This is a genomic window from Commensalibacter communis (assembly GCF_947179015.1).
In the GTDB taxonomy this organism is placed as follows: Bacteria; Pseudomonadota; Alphaproteobacteria; order Acetobacterales; family Acetobacteraceae; genus Commensalibacter; species Commensalibacter communis.
The window spans coordinates 815,086-833,233 of sequence record NZ_CAMXCM010000001.1; the positions used below are offsets into that span (position 1 = coordinate 815,086).

Sequence of the window (18,148 nt, forward strand, 5' to 3'; positions counted from 1 at the left end):
TAAAAGGGGTAACGTTATGACATTACCACCCTTCCCTATTATTTTGGTAAAACGATTGGCTCATGCCAAAGATTTACCATTACCCTCTTATGCAACTGCTGGTGCAGCAGGCATGGATTTATTGGCAGCGGTTGATGAATCTTTAGAGCTTTTGCCTCAAGCAAGATTACTGATCCCAACAGGATTACAAATTGCCTTACCTGCAGGGTATGAATTACAAATTCGTCCTCGTTCAGGATTGGCATTAAAACACGGTATTATGGTTCCTAATTCACCTGGAACGATTGACGAAGATTATCGTGGAGAAGTTAAAGTTATCCTAATTAACACGGATAAAGAATCTTTTGTAATTGAGCGCGGAATGCGTATTGCTCAGGCTGTATTGACCCCCGTTGTGCGCGGCGTATGGCAAGAAACCGACAGTTTGGATGAAACCGAACGATCGAGTGGTGGTTTTGGCAGCACAGGCCATTAAACTGTCATTAAAAATTCATAAGTTTTTGATGATAGAAACCTTGTTTTAAAAAAAAATCATCATTACTTTATTACAAATCAATAATTATATAAGGATAAAGGCGGGTTCAATGGCAAGAGACAATATCCCCGCCAGCGTTGCTGCTCGGGCAAAACCGAATTTATTTGATGTTATTACAATCCTGTGTGTGATCGCACTTGGGGTTGCCATTGCATCAGCAACGCGGCATGTACTACAACCTTTAAATATGCCTAGTGCACAGGCAATTAATCTAGATCCCTCATATCTTCCTGGATATGCGATGCGGACAACATTACGCATGTTTGCTGCATTATTCGCTTCTTTGGTGTTTACGTTTACTTATGCTGTTGTTGCAGCAAAAAGTCGTAGAGCCGAAATGGTGTTGGTTCCTATTCTTGATATTTTACAATCTGTTCCAATCCTTGGGTTCTTAACCTTTACGGTTGTGTTCTTTATGGGATTGTTTCCAGGACAAATTCTTGGGGTTGAATTAGCAGCCATCTTCACGATTTTTACTAGTCAAGCGTGGAATATGGCGTTCAGTATGTATCAATCGCTTAAAACCATTCCAGAAGATATGAATGAAGCTGCTAAATGCTTTGGGTTAACCTCTTGGCAACGTTTTTGGAAACTTGAAGTTCCAGCTGCGATGCCTGGATTGATCTGGAACATGATGATGTCTATGTCTGGCGGTTGGTTTATGATTGTTTATTCAGAAACCATCTCAGTTGGTAATACTGAAATCACGCTTCCTGGTATTGGTTCTTATGTAGGAACAGCAATTGTACATAAAGATTTAGCAGCTATTTTCTATGCAATTGGTGCAATGCTATTTGTTATCTTAGCTTATGATCAGTTATTATTTCGCCCCCTTGTGGCATGGTCTGCTAAATTCAGATTTGAAACAACGAACAGCGACACAGATACAACCCCTTGGTTACTACGTCTTATGCACCGCACCAGTTTTATTCGTTGGATTTCTGATTATATCGAGGGATTTGCGCATAAGATTGCAATTTTACCCATTGGTAAGCGCCCATTTAGACAATCATATTTATCAAAAAATAAGATATCATCTAAAGCAATTGATATGATTTATATCGTAGTCCTATGTTTACTTGGAATTGCAGCAGCTTACTATATTTATCAAGCAGTATACGGACATATCTCTTTCGATGAAGTGTTATATGTGGTTGGGCTTGGCTTTATTACATTATTACGCGTTATTGTGATGATTATCATTGCGACGATTATTTGGGTACCAGCAGGGATTTGGTTGGGTTTGCGTCCAGAGTGGGCGAAAAGAACCCAAGTCGTCGCACAATTTATGGCAGCTTTCCCGGCAAACTTGTTCTTTCCATTCTTTGTTGTTGGAATTGTTCATTATGGTCTCAACAAGGAAATTTGGCTAACGCCTTTGATGATTTTGGGAACCCAATGGTATATTCTTTTCAACGTGGTCGGTGGTGCGTCTACATTTCCTGGTGATCTTAGAGAAGCATCCAAGAGTTTTCATATTAAAGGATGGCTTTGGTGGTCTAAAGTTATGTTACCTGCAATTTTCCCATACTACATTACGGGGGCTTTGACTGCATGTGGTGGCGCATGGAACGCATCGATTGCAGCAGAAGTCGCAAGTTGGGGAGATAAAACTTTAAAAGCTACAGGTCTTGGAGCTTATATTGCCGAGGCTACAAATAATGGAAATGTTTTCCAAGTCGGTCTGGGCATGGTGGTTATGTCTGCTTTTGTTATTTTATTTAATCGTTTAGTTTGGCATCCTCTTTATGATTTTGCTCGACGTCGTCTATCCTTTTCTTAAGAGGAATTAAAGTATGAATATGCTGAATACTCAAGAAACCTTAATCGAGGTCAAGAATTGTAAACAATCTTATCCTAAAGAGAACCATTCTGAATTGGTCGTGTTGGATGATGTTAATGTTACGCTTAAAAGTGGAGAAATCGTTGGACTTTTAGGACGCTCTGGTTCTGGAAAATCGACATTATTGCGTATTGTTGCAGGATTATTAGCACCAACAAAAGGTGAAGTCCGATGGAAGGATCAATTATTGTCTGGCCCCGCTGAGGGGATTGCAATGGTCTTTCAATCCTTTGCGCTTTTCCCTTGGTTAACGGTGCAAGATAATGTGCAGCTTGGTCTAGAAGCCAAAGGTGTTCAAAAGAAAGAACGCGAACAATTAGCAGAAGAAGCTATTGATTTGATCGGATTAGGTGGTTACGAAAAGGCCTATCCGAAAGAATTATCTGGTGGTATGCGCCAACGCGTTGGTTTAGCCAGAGCACTTGTTGTGCATCCTGATTTACTATTAATGGATGAGCCTTTTTCGGCTTTGGATGTGTTGACTGCTGAAAATTTACGTACAGATTTAATCGAGCTATGGGTCGAAAAGAAACTTCCTGTTAAGTCAATTTTAATTGTCACACATAGTATCGAAGAAGCAGTTTTAATGTGTGATCGGTTATTGATCTTTTCTTCAAATCCAGGCAGCGTTGCGCATGAGCTGGAGATTACGTTCCCTCACCCTCGTAATCGTGAAGATCTTGCTTTCCGTCAATTGGTTGATAAGATTTATACTTTAATGACGCACCGTGAGCCTGCGAAGATTAATCCAAATGAGATTGATGTCAAACAAGCGAATAGCACACAATTTGTTGCTATTCCGCCAATGTCCATGAACCTCATGATCGGGATGGTCGAAGCTTTATTTGCGGAACCATATAAAGGACGTGCTGATTTACCTAAACTTGCTCAAAGTTTACAGATGGAATTAGACGATCTATTGCCGATTGGCGAAACGCTTCAAATGCTTGGTTTTGCTGACATGGCAGAGGGTGATATTATTCTGACCGAGCTTGGCAAAGAGTTGGTTCATTCCGAAATCGAAGAACGTAAAGATATTTTCAGACGCAGTGTTGTGAAAAATGTTACTCTTATTCGTGCTATTCGCAGCGTGTTGGATGAGCGTTCTAATCATAAAGCCAGCGCAGAGCGATTTAGAGATGAATTAAAGGACACAATGTCTCCAGAATATGCAAGGCAAACGCTCTCCACCATTATTGGGTGGGCACGTTATGCCGAGATATTCGATTTTGATGAAGAATCAGATCAATTCTTTCTTGATGAAGACGATAAAAACGTAAAAGAATAAGTTGTTATTTTTTTAAATAATCAGTAAATTCTTTACGAACTTTAAGCACCTTGGGGGCAATGACTGCTTGGCAATAAGCAGCCTCGGGGTGCAATTCAAAATAATTTTTATGTTCGATTTCTGCTGGATAAAAATGCTCTAATTTAGTAATTTCAGTAACGATTGGTTTATCCCAAATAGCAGCTTTCTCAATTTCATTCTTAATTAAAATTGCTGCTTTTTCCTGCTCATCATCTGCAGGAAGAATAATTGAACGGTATCGTGTGCCAACATCTGCGCCTTGGGCATTTAGTGTCGTTGGATCATGTGTTAAAAAGAAAACACGAAAAATATCTTCAAGCATGATTAAACGAGTATCAAATGTAATTTTGACCACTTCAGCATGTCCTGTTTGGTCGGTGTATACTTGTTTATAGGTTGGGTTTTCTGTATATCCACCCGCATAACCAGGTAAGATTTCTTTAATTCCCTTAAATTGGCTCAACATTGCTTCAACGCACCAAAAGCATCCTCCGCCAACAACAACAGTTTCTAGATTCTCATCTTTCTGATTCATTGTTCATTCCTTAATCTGAGTAATAAATTGCTTCTTATTAAAAAAATAGCTGTTGAATGATATTTTTCAACAGCTATTTTCAATTATTCAGTTATTTCTTCTTATTTGAAGTGTTTTAATGCTAACTCAACACGTTCTTTATCATGGGTGAGTTGAGTTAACCGTTCCCGACTCTCTTCTATAATTTCAGGTCGGGCTTTCTGTATGAAATTTTCATTTGATAGTTTAGTATTCAATTTTGTCAGCTCATCAGCGATTTTGTCTAATTCTTTATTCAAACGTACCTTTTCAGCATCGATGTCAATAATACCAGCCAAAGGTAAAATAACTGTTGCTTCATTTACGATGGTTTGTGCGGAATCTTTAGGTAAATCACCTTGCAACGGTTCTATTGAATCTACTCGAGCCATCCGTTTTATCGCATCACCCCAAATAGTTGCATAATGTAAGGTATTAATATTTGCATCTTTTAGATAGGCAGAAATAAATTTAGCAGGCGGAACATTCATTTCAGCTCTTAACGTTCTAATGTCGCTAATAAACCGAACCACCCAATCTATTTCTTCTGAAGATTCCTTTGTTTTAACTGTTGCAAATGGGGTTGCATCTGGCCATGAGGACACCATCAATGTTCCTTTTTGACCGAAATTAAATTCATGCCATAATGTTTCTGTAACAAATGGAACCACAGGATGTAAGATTTGTAAAAGAGTTTTTAATACTAGTGCGGCAACGGCTCTAGTTTCTTTAACAATGGTTTGGTCTTCGTTTTGAAAAGCAGCTTTTGCAAATTCCAAGAACCAGTCACAGAATTTATCCCAAGTGAAATGATAACAAACAGAAGCATATTCATCATAACGGAATGCTTCTAAAGCTGAAGTCGCATCCGTAATGGCTTGAGATAACTCACCCAAAATCCAACGGTTTAAAGAAAGTTTAACATCGTTTGTTGAGAAACTAGGATCGTATTTAACCTCATTCATTTCACAGAAACGCGCAGCATTCCATATTTTGGTAATGAATGAACGATATTCTTCAATACGTTTTTTACCAAGTTTAATATCACGTCCTGGACCTGTTAATGCACAGACAGTAAAGCGCATCGCATCGGCACCGAACTCGTCAATAACTTCCAAAGGATCAATACCGTTACCTTTGGTTTTGGACATTTTTTGTCCTTTTTCGTCGCGAACAAGACCATGAAGATATACCGTCTCGAACGGAATATCTTTCATAAAATGTGTGCCCATCATCATCATTCTGGCAACCCAGAAGAAAATAATATCAAATCCAGTTATAAGCACGTTTCCAGGATAATATCTGCTTAATTCAGCGGTGTCATTTGGCCAACCCAAGGTTGAAAAAGGCCATAATGCAGATGAGAACCAAGTATCTAATACATCTTCATCACGGCGTAAAATTTCTTCTTTGCCATAATGTTTGAAGGCTTGCTCTTTGGCTTCATTTTCATCATATGCAACAAAGACATGATTATCAGGACCATACCATGCTGGGATTTGGTGACCCCACCATAATTGACGACTGATACACCAAGGCTGCAAATCGCGCATCCAAGCGAAATACGTATTTTCCCATTGTTTAGGAACAAATTTAATTTTGCCCGTTTGTACGGCTTCTATTGCAGGTTTTGCTAAAGTCGGAGCATCACAATACCATTGTGTTGTTAAGCGTGGCTCAATAATTGCACCACCTCTTTCTGCATGTGGCACTTGATTGCGATGCAGTTCAGCTTTTTCGAGAATCTCTAGTCTCTCAAGCTCTGCAATAATTTGTTTTCTTGCTTTATCCCTTGGTAAGCCTGCCAATGAAAGAACAAACTCTGTTTTCTCGTTTTCCGATAATTCGCTAATATCAATCGCTGCACTTTCATCTAAAATCGTGATCAATTTAAGATCGTGCCTACGTCCAACTTCAAAATCGTTAAAATCATGAGCTGGTGTAATTTTAACTGCACCTGTTCCTTTTTCTGGATCAGAATATTCATCTGCAATGATCGGAATTAAACGCCCCGTTAGTGGTAAAACAATATTTTTACCCACAAGATGTTTGTATTTTGCGTTTTCAGGATGAACAGCAACAGCGACGTCCCCTAACATTGTTTCGGGGCGAGTGGTTGCAATGGTAATAATCTGATCACTATTTTCTATCGGATAATGAATATACCAAAGGTGACCATTAACTTCTTTGCTCTCAACTTCGAGATCAGATACAGCAGAACGAAATACAGGATCCCAATTGACAAGACGTTTGTCTTGGTAAATTAACCCTTCACGATAAAGGGTTACAAAAACTTTCTTAACAGCTTCTGATAAGCCTTCATCCATTGTGAAGCGTTCTCTTTTCCAATCAAGAGATGCCCCTAACCTACGTAATTGTTTGGTTATTTCCCCACCCGATTCGGCCTTCCATTCCCAAACATGCTTGATAAATTTGTCACGTCCTATCGATTTACGATCAATGCCTTTTTCGCTTAGCTTACGATCAACAACAAGTTGCGTAGAAATCCCAGCATGATCGGTGCCTGGTTGCCACAATACATCATAACCTTGCATACGCCGCCAACGGATTAAGGTATCTTGTAAGGTCATGGTCAATGCATGTCCCATATGCAATGTTCCCGTCACGTTAGGTGGTGGAATCATAATTGCAAATGGTTTTTTATCTTTTTGTTCAGGATTAGCCGAGAAAAAACCAGACTCCTCCCAAAGGTGATAAAGATCGTTTTCAACAGCGGAAGGATTAAATTTTTTCTCTAACATTGGATAATATGATGCACTAAAATGAGGTGAAAATTAAGATATTAACGGCCAGGTTGATCTTGGGCATAATCATTCATACCCCACCATCTGTTTTTCACAGCGTTATAATACGCAGTATAATCATAATGGGGAACATTCAATTTCAAGTCTTGAGCTGTTAATCGTCCCATGGCAGCAGCAACGTCATAAGAGGCTGTGACCATCGTGCCAAGATTTTGAATAAGTGTTGTTTGTGAGTTTAATAACGTTTGTTGTTGTTGCAGCATTTCCAAAGTCGTACTTGTTCCAACGACGGCTTGTTTTTCAACGCCAGCCAGCGCGACAATATTGGCTGCAATTGCAGAACGATTACTGCCAATTGAAGCTTTTGCGGCAAGGAATTTTTGCCAATTACTGGAAGCTAATTGCGTAGCCAATCGTCTTTGAGTGCTAACTTGTCTATGTGCAGCTTGTACTTGTTGCTTTGCTTGGCGAATGGCAGAATATTCAGAACCACTTTGATAGATAGGCATGGTCATTTGTAATGTGCCCATTTTGCTATCCATTTGGTTCCGACCTACACCTTGGTCTTTCATCCTTTGATATTGTAAATTCGCGTTAACTTTTGGCATAATCTCGGAAATAGCGACATTTACGGCTGCTTTTTGTGAAGCTTCTGTAAACAAAGCTGTAATAACATCTGGATTATTTGAAGCTGCAATAGCGATTGCTTCTTGTTCTGTTTTGACAGGTAGGATTAAAGGTTGTGGTGGCTTCAAATTTGGAGGGGGTGCAATTCCAACAACTTGAGTATACGTTGCTTCGGCGTCTCTTAGATTACCATCGGCTGTTTGACGTCTAGCGCGCGCATCAGCAAGAGCAGCCTCTGCTTGGGCTGTGTCTGTACGTGTAATCTCGCCTAGGTTGAAGCGTTGTTGTGTCGCTTTGGCCTGTTCAGCAAGTATTTTTTCGTTGTTGATATTAATTTGTAATAATTGTTGAGCTTGAATAACGCCAACATAAGCCTTAACAACCCTTTGAAAAACTTTCTGTTCAGTTGAAAGAAGTTTAGCACGTTCTGACATAACTGCATTAACAGCCTGATGCGTTTTAGCTGTAGTTTTACCGCCTTGATAAATAGGTTGTGATATAGAAACTTGAGCTTGATACCCTAGTTGTCCATCTGCAGATTGAATCGAGTCTGCGCCTTGAACTATTTGTCCATTTTGATTGTAATCAGATGACCCGACCGAGGATCCTTTTGTTATAGATCCACCAAGAGATGTCTGAATTGTAGGTCGCCACCCGGCATGGGCTTGGGAAACCCCTTCATCTGTTGCCCTTAATACTGCACGTTCTTGTTGTAACTCTGGATTGGTTAGATAAGCTGTTGATAATGCCTCTTCCAAGGTATGAGGAACAAAATTTGGAGCGCCAGAACCATCATAATTTTGTGCCCAAGCCGCTGTTGTGCTTAACAAAAAACTGAATAAGCTTATACCAAGATATCGACATTTAATCATCACAGCAACTTTCTATCAAATTCTTTATAATTTTAGTCTTTTAGTTCTTGTAATAAAGGTAGACTTGCATAAAAACAAGAAATTGTTGCAAGACCATTCGTTGTTTTTTCGATTTTCACTGCTTGGCTAGCTTGTTCTTCTTTTCTAAGAACAGTGACAATTCGACCATTTTGTGCGAGTTGATCAACGAGTTTGCTTGGAATTTCAGACACAGCACCATCAATAATAATAATATCAAATGGTTTTGATTCTGGGTATCCTTCGGATAATTTACCTGTATGCCAATGCACACGATCAGCATATTTTTTGCAAAAATCTTGTCCTTGCAAGGAAAGCTCTTCATTTTCTTCAACTGCAAAAATATCAGCTTCTAATAATTGAACAATTGCTGATAGATATCCAGTTGATGCGCCAACAATTAATACTTTTTCATTAGGACGAATATCAGCTAGTTGAACTAAACGTGCAATGACTCTGGGTTCACTTAGAAAGCGATTATGAGACAGGGGTAAGTTGATATCTGCATATGCCATCTCACGTTGTGATGGTTTAACACATTCTTCGCGGGGTAAAGCGCGCATAATTTCGGTAAGTTGTGTATGGTTTACCTCAGCAGGACGAAGTTGATTTTCAACCATATTCTGTCGTGCTTGAGCAAAATCAAAATGAGAGTGATTCATTGTTTCCTAAAATCTTTAATAACGTGCTGCGTTTAAATACCATGAAACCCTTGTGAATGAAAAGTAAAGTTTCATACATTTTTTACTTGACCTTTTTAGTATAGTAGATGATATATGCTGTTATCAAGCGTTCATGGTCCGGTGGCAGAGTGGCTCATGCAGCGGATTGCAAATCCGTTTACGGGGGTTCAATTCCCTCCCGGACCTCCATTAACGCTTGATGATTAATCTTGTTTGACTTTGATCCGAGATAAAATAAAATCCCTTAGAAAACTTGGTGCTATTAGATCGATCCATTTTAAGAGTTTGAAAATTTTTGGAAGAATTAATTCTTTTTTACCTTTGGAAATAGCCTCGGTTATGTGCTGAACAGCTTTGTCAAGAGGCATTAAAAACGGTTTATCACATTCAAGTCGTTGGCTCATTGGAGTATCAATAAATCCTGGAACAACCAACGTAACTTGGATTTTCCACTTTTTTACGGCAAGCCTCAACGAATCGCTGAATCGAGTTAATCCTGCCTTAGAGCTGCTATAAGCAGTTGCGAAAGGTAAAGAGTGAAAACCAGCGACAGAGCTTATAAATATGATTTTACCTTTGATGTTCTTTTGTATCATATGTTGAGCTAACAAATTTCCCATTAAACTTGGGGTAACATAGTTAAGCTGAGCTAAACCATAGAGTGTTTTTTGAGATTCTAATATATCTTGATCTGCTTTAATATCACCTGACCCTGCGGCGAGGATAGCCATATTAATGGTGAATTTTTGTATTACCTCGTGGAGTAATGTTACCGCGGAAACAGGATTCGTTAAATCGATCGGGTAAGTAAGAACAATAGCTCCTTTATCTTTACATCGTTGTGCAGTTTCTTGTAATTTTGTATCAGAACGCCCCCATAAAAAAAGTTTAGTTCCCGGTTTGGCGTAAAAAAGCGCGAGCGCTTGACCAATACCGCTTGTAGCACCTGTTATTAGAATTGAATCTGATGATTGAGGCAATAGAGTTTCCTTTAATTTATGGTTTTTAATTTTTTTTTATAAAATTATATCTATAAGAATAAAAAACCTTTATATAACATGTAACGAGTAATTTTATAATTTTCCTTTTTTCAAATTTAAAAAATATAAAATTCATTTTTGACTTAATTAAAATAATGGTTTTCTAATGTCTGTAATTTCCGTTGAATCGAATAATATTGAAGTTTTTCCTGTGCGTAATGCAAAACAACTGGACATTTTTATTCGTTTACCACGTTTAATATATAGCCATTTTCCAGATTATATTCCACCTTTGGATTTTGAAGAAACCAGTTTATTGCACCCAAAAAAATCAGCCTTTTTCAGATATGGCACAGCACAATATTTCCTTGCATATAAAGACAATAAACCAGTTGGACGTATTTCCGCACAAGTAGATCCTAATGCTTTGCGTCAGTGGAAAGAACCGATCGGTTTATTTGGTGCTTTGGATGCAATCGATGACGCAGAAGTGGTGCAACAATTAATTAATGCTGCTAGCCAATGGCTTAGAAAACATGGGATGGAAAAAATCAGAGGCCCCTATACTTTGAATGTCAATTCAGAGGCAGGAACAATGGTCAAAGGGCAAAAAGATCCTCCGATGATTGCAATGCCATGGCATCCAGAATATTTGGGAAAACATATAGAATCTTCTGGTCTATCAAAAGTGATGGATTTGGTATCTTATCAAATGATTATGGGTGATAAAGCCCGAAAAGCACATAAGATTCCTTCAGGGTTAAAAATGGGTTCTGGTCGCCTAGGTAATATTACGACTCGCAAATTAAATATGAAAGAAATCTCTCGAGATGGTGAAATCCTACGCCAGCTTTATAATGACGCATGGAATAATACTTGGGGCTTTGTTCCTCTGACTCCAACAGAAATGTCAGTCTTAATCAGAGATTTGAAATCAATGCTACGACCTGAAAACTATGTATTGGTCGAGCAAAATAAAATGCCTGTTGCTGTTGCTTTGGTTATTCCTAATATTTACGATTTGTCAAAAAATATTGGTCCGACCCCTTCACTATTAGGCTGGGCAAAAATCGGTTATAGAGTATTACGTCATCAAATTCAGTCTGCACGCGTGATATTATTAGGTATCAGTCATTCAATTCGTGATACAGCTATGGGTGCTTTGATGCCATCACTTGTAATTGATGAATTATTTAATCGTGGTGAATTATTATCTTATAAAATGATCGAATTAGGATGGATTTTAGAAGATAATAAAGGAATGCGTAATTTAATTGAACGTATTGTGCCAGAGCCTTGCAAAGTTCATCGAATTTTTGAGGCTAAATTACATTATTAATAAGAGTATATTTGTTCAAAACGTGCTTTGTTTGCTGGGGATAATCTGACAAACAAAGTAATGGTGTCTTCGTCATCGTTACGCTCTAAAATCTCACCATGATTATAAAGCCATGATAATGCAGCACCGTCTTTGATTGAAATTGTATAATTTACTTTTTCCATCAATTTAGCTAGCCGATTATCAATCAGTTGGATCAAAGCAGGCAGATTTTCGCCTGTTAATGCTGAAATGCCAATATAGTCAGAAGGCTTATCAACTACTGTATTAATATCGGTCAAGTCAATTTTATTTAAAACTTCAATGGTATTTTTGCGCCAATCAGCTTCTAAAATTTGATCTTTGACCATCGTATCTAAAACAGAAAACACATCTTGGCGTTGTTCTGTTGTTTCAGGATGTGAAATATCTCTGACATGCAAGATAATATCAGCTTCCGCAGTTTCTTCAAGCGTTGCTCTAAAAGCTGCAATCAATTCTGTTGGCAGATCACTAATGAAACCAACGGTATCTGATAAAATAATTGTTTTACCAGAAGGAAGCTGCAGCTTTCTCATGGTGGGATCAAGTGTTGCAAATAACTGATCCTGAGCATGGACATCAGCCCCGGTTAAATTGTTAAATAAAGTTGACTTTCCAGCGTTCGTATACCCAATTAGCGCTACAATTGGAAAGGGTACTTTTTGTCTTGATTTACGATGTAACCCTCGGGTACGTCGAACTTGCTCTAAATCTTTTTTTAGGCGAATAATTCTTTCATCGATAAGTCGTCTATCTGCTTCGATCTGCGTTTCGCCTGGTCCACCCATAAAACCAAAGCCACCACGTTGACGTTCTAAATGTGTCCATGATCTTACCAAACGACTTCGCTGATATTGTAGATGAGCCAGTTCAACTTGTAATGTCCCCTCTTTCGTTTGAGCACGTTCACCAAATATATCAAGAATTAAAGCTGTACGATCGATGACTTTGCAGTCCAACGCTTTTTCTAAGTTACGTTGTTGGATTGGGCTTAATCTAGTATCAAAAATAGCAATTTCGATATCGTTAGATATAATAGAATCTTTGAGTTGTTCTATATGCCCCTGCCCTATTAACGTTGCAGAACGATAAGAGCGTAGATTTATAATTTCAGTATGCGAAATATCTAAATGAATAGAAGAAGCCAAACCGATTGCCTCTTCAAGTCTAGATTGGGAATTTCGATTACTTGATTGACGATTTGAAACATCCCAAGGAACAATAACTGCTGCACGAGCATTTTGATGAGTTGAATCAGAATTTGTCATTCAGTAATCTCTTTCTATTTTTCTTCTGGGGTATTAAAAGGGAGTTGTATAGGGGTTGCAGGCATAATGGTGCTGACTGCATGTTTATATACCAGTTGAGCATGGCTATCTCTTCTTAGTAAAATAGAGAAATTATCAAATCCTGATACTATCCCTTGTAATTTAACCCCATTGACCAAGAAAACAGTCACGGACACTTTAGATTTTCTTAACTGATTTAAAAAAACGTCTTGAATATTTTGATAATTATCTTTTGACACAGTTCGACCTTATAAATTAATTGTTATTATTATTCATGTTAGTATTATTATTTTTTTCCTCTGAAGAGGTTACCCCAAGTTGTTTTAGCTTACGATGTAGGGCGCTTCGTTCCATACCAACAAACCCTGCAGTACGGCTGATATTCCCACCAAATCGCATGAGCTGTGCTTGTAAATATTGCGTTTCAAATAAGTCTCTAGCCTCTCTTAAAGGAAGGCTGATAATGTCGGTTTGTGTATCAATTTTTAATAGGCTGGGGGCATTTTGCCCAATATTATTGGGTAGCATATCTGTGCGTATAGCTTCGTTTACATTACCAGGCATCATAATTAGTAGCCGCTCCATTAAATTGCGCAATTCTCGAACGTTGCCAGGCCATTCATAAGTCTGTAATGTTGTCAAAGCGTCAGCTGACAAATCAATTTGGGGAAGACCTGTCAATTCTGCACAATTTTGTAAAAATAACTTTGCAAGTTCGGGAATGTCTTCGCGTCTATCTTTTAAACTTGGCAGTTTCAAAGGAACGACTGCGAGGCGGTAATATAAATCTTCTCTAAAATTACCAGCTCCAATTTCAACGTTTAGATCTCTGTTCGTGGTTGCGATGACCCTTACATCGACTTTAACTCTTGCTGATCCACCAACTCGTTGGAATGTTTGGTCTTGCAAGGCTCTGACGATTTTCCCTTGAGTTTCAAGAGGCATATCCGCCACTTCATCCAGTACTAGTGTACCGCCATGCGCTCTTTCCAAAACACCTGTTCTACGTTGTTGCGTACCATCAGGTGTTCCCTCAATACCAAACAGCTCTTCTTCGAAGCGGTTGGGAGACAAAGTCGCACAATTTAAAACAAGAAAAGGACCATCTGCACGTTTAGATAAATTATGAATGGATCGTGCTGCAATTTCTTTACCTGTGCCTGGCGCACCAGTAATCAGAACTCTTGAACCTGTTGGGGCTACTTTATCAATTTGGCTTTTGAGAACGCTAATAGCTTGGCTTTGTCCATCCAGTTGCATTGCAACGCCACTGCGAACTCGTAATTCAGCATTTTCTTGTGCAAGCCTTGCGCTCTCTAATGCCCGACGCACAACGACAAGTAAATGATCTGATGTGAATGGCTTTTCAATAAAATCATACGCACCAAATTGTAGTGCAGAAACTGCAGTTTCAATTGTTCCGTGACCTGAGATCATGATCGTTGGGACGGCGGGTTTCTCATTTTGGATTAATTTGAGAATCTCTAAACCATCCATTCTGGAACCTTGTAACCAAATATCCAAAATGACTAAAGACGGTCTTCGTGCATGAAAAGCACTTATTGCAGCATCAGCATCCCCTGCAAGACGTGTAGAGTATCCTTCATCTTGTAAAATTCCTTCGATAAGCAACCTGATATCAGGTTCATCATCAACGATTAGAATTTCATGCGCCATATTATCCTCATCTTTGAAAAGCCAAAATTGATGTTGTACCTTTTCCTTCGGCACGGTCTCTTAGTTGTAAGGTTCCTTTATGATCTTCCATAATTTTCTTTACAATAGCAAGACCTAATCCTGTTCCCTTAGGTTTATGGGTGACATAAGGTTCTGTCAAACGTAATCTATCTTCTTGTGGCAAACCAATCCCGTCATCTGTTACAAATATGCATATCTCTCTTTCAGTCTCTTTTACCTGAACCCATATGTTTCCTGCAATAGCTGTTTCAATATTATCACATTTATTTAACATACTAATAGCATCTGCGGCGTTTTGAAACAAGTTCGTTAATGCTTGTCCGATTAATCTTTGATCGCAATCCAAATAAGGTCCTTGATTTGGCAGTTCGATATGATATTTGATTTCCGAATGTGCATTTTGCTGCAGTATTAACGTATCTCTCACAATAGTTGATAGATTGTTTTTGCTCATGACAGGTTGTGGCATCCGTGCAAAAGACGAAAATTCATCAACCATCCTGCCAATATCGCCAACATGGCGAACAATTGTATCGATACATTGACTAAATATTTGACTATCAGATTGAATTTCTTTGAGAAAGCGTCTTTTTAAACGCTCTGCTGCTAATTGTATAGGCGTCAGAGGGTTTTTAATTTCATGGGCAATTCTTCTGGCAATATCTGCCCAAGCTGCTTTTCTTTGGGCTGATTGTAATTCTGTAATATCATCAAATGTAATAACAAATCCTTCAATCTCTGACCCTCCGATTTCAGGACCGATTTGTACTAATAAAACTCGACTACCAGATGGCGTTTGAATTTGTATTTCTTCTTGTTTGGATTGCTGTGCTCTGTCGGCATTCTTAAGCAAAAATTCTGTAAACTCTGGAACAATATCTGTAATTTTTTGACCGATATGGTTGAATAAATCAACATTTAATAGTTGATTTGCTGATCGATTCGGTAATTCAATAGTCATTTGTTTATCCAGACCAATCACACCACTAGACACACCAAATAATACGGCCTCGGTAAAACGTCTGCGATCATCAATTTGCTTGTTGGCCTCAATAAGTTCTGTACGTTGAACAGATAATTGGTTAGTCATCTTGTTAAATGTGCGTGATAGATCGGTAAGTTCATCATCTTTGTCACGTTCAGGGACACTGACATTCAGATCACCTTCACTAACTTTTTTCGCTGCAAGGGTTAATAATCCTACAGGGCGCGCAATTTGATTGGCTAAATATAATCCTAGTAATACCGCAGCAGCTAAAACCAACAATGCAACTAATCCAAAAATAATAACAAACATAATTTGTATTTGTGATTGTTTGGAATTTAAGACGTTGTATTGGTCGACAACTTTTTCCGTTTTATACATATGATTTAAAATGGTTGGGTCAACAGGTCTGATGATTAATAACATTAAAGATGGCGTGTCGCTTATGGAAATCGCCGCCCTTACTGTTTCCTTATCTGATGAATCAAGGATGGCAACATCATTATGCGACATAAAGCTGGTGGTTGTACGAGGTAGGTTTTTGATATAAGATACATTGTTTAATAATCCACCCGAAGCGACAATTTTTTGAGTTGCAGGATTATAAACAATTGCAGCGTTCAATCCTCTCAAGGTTGCTTGTGAGTCGAGGATTTGATCCAAAACATTGCTGTCCTCAAACAGGTTTTGACCTTCTTGGGCAAGGTTATTTTGCATTCCTTGAATATAATTTGCCAAAGAAAAAGCCTCTGTACGGATGTTTGCATTATGTTCTTGCAAATATCCTCTTGAAGCTTGTAGAGCCTCATTTAAGGCAGTGCTGACACGATTACTAAACCAGATTTGAATGCCATAATGAAACAAAACAGTTGCAAAAACACCGACTAAGATCGTGGGAATAATAGAAATAATGCCAAATAGAACAACCAACTTCACATGAATCTTAGACCCTGCCATGCCCTTGCGGCGCTCGACTATTAAACGCATGATGCGTATAAATAAAGCGGTCACTAGTAATAACAGAACAGATAGATTTAATAGGGTGATAATAAGTTGTATGTGATGTTTATGTGAAGTGACAATACCGCCTGATAAGATAACAAATGTAACTATGCCAAAAAGCAAAGCCAAGGCAACTAAAATAATTGTTGCTTTTCGACCGGAAAGTTTTTCAATAATGCGTAAAACCGACGCATAATTAGTTTTTTTTGACACATTCAACCTTTTGTTTCTATTTATGAATAATATTGAAATCTTTTATTTTTTTTCGCAATGTATTTCTGTTGATTCCTAAGATAGCAGCTGCCTTAATTTGATTACCTTCTGTTTCTATCAAAGTTTGCTCTATTAATGGTTTTTCAACCTCTGCTAGCATTTGAGCATATAATTTATTAATTGGTAACCCTTTGTTCTCGGAAAAATATCGACGAATATGATTTTTTATTAAAGTTGATAAAGGCAAGCAACCAATTTCTTGATGTTGATAAGGTTTCTTTTCCAGATTTGGTAAAATAAGATCTTCTTGGACAATTTGATTGGGATAAAAAGTCACTAATCTTAGAATTAGATTTTGTAATTCACGGACATTGCCTGGCCAATGATAATCTTTTAAAAGTGCAATTGCTTGTTCTGATAATGTTGTAGAACTCGAATTTTCATGAAGGAAATGTTCTATTAACAAAGGAATATCTTCTGTCCTCTCTTTTAAAGGAGGGATGTGCACAGAGATAACATTTAAACGATGATATAATTCCTCTCTAAATTGTTGTTTTTTTACTAATTCGAATAAATTAAGACGCGTTGCAGCAATAATACGCATCGAATTATTTTGTATAGAATGCATAGTATCCGTATTATTTTCTAAGATATTCAATAAACGCGTTTGAATATCTAAAGGCATCTCATTGATTTCATCAATAAATATAGTTCCTTTGTTGTCTTGTTCCAAATATCCTGGCTGCCACTGTCCTTTCTTTTCGTGTCCAAATAATTTATTTTCAATTTCAGCTGCGCTCATTGCGGACATATTCAAAGTGATGAATGGGAAATTACGCCTATTGCCGTAGTTATGTAAAGTTTTCGCAACAGATTCTTTTCCTGTACCGCTCTCACCTGAAAGAATGACACTCAAGTTTGAATTAATTAGTCTAGCAATCATGCGATAAATATTTTGCATCGCGATTGATTTTCCAACTAAAGGAAGTTTTTCTTCAAGTTCATGATTTTTTATATTGTTTTTTACATGGTTCAAAGCATGTTGCACTGTATTTAATAATTTATCTAAATCAAAAGGCTTGGGTAAATAGTCAAACACTTCCTCTTGTTCAGCTTGAAGGGCTGTTGACAAAGTGGATAAGGCACTAATAACAATAATAGGAAGGTTGGGCTTAGTTTCTTTAATTTTAGGAATAATCTCGAAGATATTTTTGTCAGGCATTGACACGTCAGTAATCACAACGTCCCCTTTTCCAGCGCAGATCCATTTCCATAATTCGGTTGCATTATCTGTTATTTCAACATGATATTTTGCACGTATTAACGCTTGTTTTAATACGGTACGAATAGAACGATCGTCATCAGCAACTAAAATTGTTGGGGTGTTGTGCAGCATTAATAAATAATATCCAAGGA

Annotated in this window: 14 protein-coding genes and 1 tRNA gene; 5 read left to right on the forward strand and 10 right to left on the reverse strand. The window is 38.0% G+C overall.

All coding sequences use genetic code 11. The features are described from left to right. Positions 1-16 precede the first annotated feature (16 nt). The 3 genes from dut to PQG54_RS03855 all read left to right on the forward strand — a co-directional run bounded on the left by dut (position 17) and on the right by PQG54_RS03855 (position 3,666). Positions 17-475 carry a dUTP diphosphatase gene (gene dut, locus PQG54_RS03845; protein WP_271788792.1) on the forward strand — a complete coding sequence of 153 codons (459 nt, stop codon included), beginning with the start codon at positions 17-19 and terminating at the stop codon, positions 473-475. A 109-nt stretch (positions 476-584) separates the two neighbouring features. Continuing rightward, entirely contained in the window at positions 585-2,318 is a 1,734-nt protein-coding gene (locus PQG54_RS03850) for an ABC transporter permease (protein WP_271788791.1), read from the forward strand. Positions 2,319-2,331: 13 nt separating this feature from the next. Then, entirely contained in the window at positions 2,332-3,666 is a 1,335-nt protein-coding gene (locus PQG54_RS03855) for an ABC transporter ATP-binding protein (RefSeq protein WP_271788790.1), read from the forward strand. Positions 3,667-3,670: 4 nt separating this feature from the next. Here the strand turns inward: PQG54_RS03855 and msrA are convergent, their stop codons facing one another. From msrA to PQG54_RS03875, 4 genes are all read right to left on the reverse strand, one after another. After that, positions 3,671-4,222 (reverse strand): peptide-methionine (S)-S-oxide reductase MsrA, encoded by a 552-nt coding sequence (msrA, locus tag PQG54_RS03860; protein WP_271788789.1) that lies wholly within the window; start codon positions 4,220-4,222, stop codon positions 3,671-3,673. Positions 4,223-4,323: 101 nt separating this feature from the next. Then, positions 4,324-7,002 (reverse strand): valine--tRNA ligase, encoded by a 2,679-nt coding sequence (locus tag PQG54_RS03865; protein ID WP_271788788.1) that lies wholly within the window; start codon positions 7,000-7,002, stop codon positions 4,324-4,326. Positions 7,003-7,043: 41 nt separating this feature from the next. Then, positions 7,044-8,504 (reverse strand): TolC family outer membrane protein, encoded by a 1,461-nt coding sequence (locus PQG54_RS03870; RefSeq protein WP_271788787.1) that lies wholly within the window; start codon positions 8,502-8,504, stop codon positions 7,044-7,046. Positions 8,505-8,536: 32 nt separating this feature from the next. Beyond that, positions 8,537-9,184 carry a protein-L-isoaspartate O-methyltransferase family protein gene (locus PQG54_RS03875; RefSeq protein ID WP_271788786.1) on the reverse strand — a complete coding sequence of 216 codons (648 nt, stop codon included), beginning with the start codon at positions 9,182-9,184 and terminating at the stop codon, positions 8,537-8,539. A gap of 135 nt (positions 9,185-9,319) precedes the next feature. Between PQG54_RS03875 and PQG54_RS03880 the strand changes: the two genes are divergently transcribed. Next, positions 9,320-9,394, forward strand: a tRNA-Cys gene (locus PQG54_RS03880). A gap of 14 nt (positions 9,395-9,408) precedes the next feature. On the opposite strand, the gene PQG54_RS03885 is transcribed toward PQG54_RS03880, so the two are convergent. Further along, positions 9,409-10,185 (reverse strand): SDR family NAD(P)-dependent oxidoreductase, encoded by a 777-nt coding sequence (locus PQG54_RS03885; RefSeq protein ID WP_271788785.1) that lies wholly within the window; start codon positions 10,183-10,185, stop codon positions 9,409-9,411. A gap of 166 nt (positions 10,186-10,351) precedes the next feature. Here PQG54_RS03885 and PQG54_RS03890 point away from each other — a divergent pair, with 166 nt between their 5' ends. Further along, complete coding sequence (locus PQG54_RS03890; protein ID WP_271788784.1) at positions 10,352-11,524, forward strand: hypothetical protein; 1,173 nt, start codon at positions 10,352-10,354, stop codon at positions 11,522-11,524. Here the strand turns inward: PQG54_RS03890 and hflX are convergent. From hflX to PQG54_RS03915, 5 genes are read right to left on the reverse strand one after another with little or no spacing between them, the layout of a single operon-like run. Next, positions 11,521-12,813 carry a GTPase HflX gene (gene hflX, locus PQG54_RS03895; RefSeq protein WP_271788783.1) on the reverse strand — a complete coding sequence of 431 codons (1,293 nt, stop codon included), beginning with the start codon at positions 12,811-12,813 and terminating at the stop codon, positions 11,521-11,523. The two genes, PQG54_RS03890 and hflX, sit on opposite strands and share 4 nt — an antisense overlap. Positions 12,814-12,827: 14 nt before the next feature. Beyond that, positions 12,828-13,073: an RNA chaperone Hfq gene (gene hfq / locus PQG54_RS03900; RefSeq protein ID WP_271788782.1), complete on the reverse strand. Its 246-nt coding sequence runs from the start codon at positions 13,071-13,073 to the stop codon at positions 12,828-12,830. A 16-nt stretch (positions 13,074-13,089) separates the two neighbouring features. Next, positions 13,090-14,511 carry a nitrogen assimilation response regulator NtrX gene (ntrX, locus tag PQG54_RS03905; RefSeq protein WP_271788781.1) on the reverse strand — a complete coding sequence of 474 codons (1,422 nt, stop codon included), beginning with the start codon at positions 14,509-14,511 and terminating at the stop codon, positions 13,090-13,092. 7 nt (positions 14,512-14,518) lie between these two features. Next, the gene (locus PQG54_RS03910) at positions 14,519-16,732 is read right to left on the reverse strand and encodes a sensor histidine kinase NtrY-like (RefSeq protein ID WP_271788780.1); all 2,214 of its coding nucleotides are present in this window, start codon (positions 16,730-16,732) and stop codon (positions 14,519-14,521) included. Between the two features lie 16 nt (positions 16,733-16,748). Beyond that, entirely contained in the window at positions 16,749-18,128 is a 1,380-nt protein-coding gene (locus PQG54_RS03915) for a sigma 54-interacting transcriptional regulator (RefSeq protein WP_306421357.1), read from the reverse strand. Between the last annotated feature and the right edge of the window lie 20 nt (positions 18,129-18,148).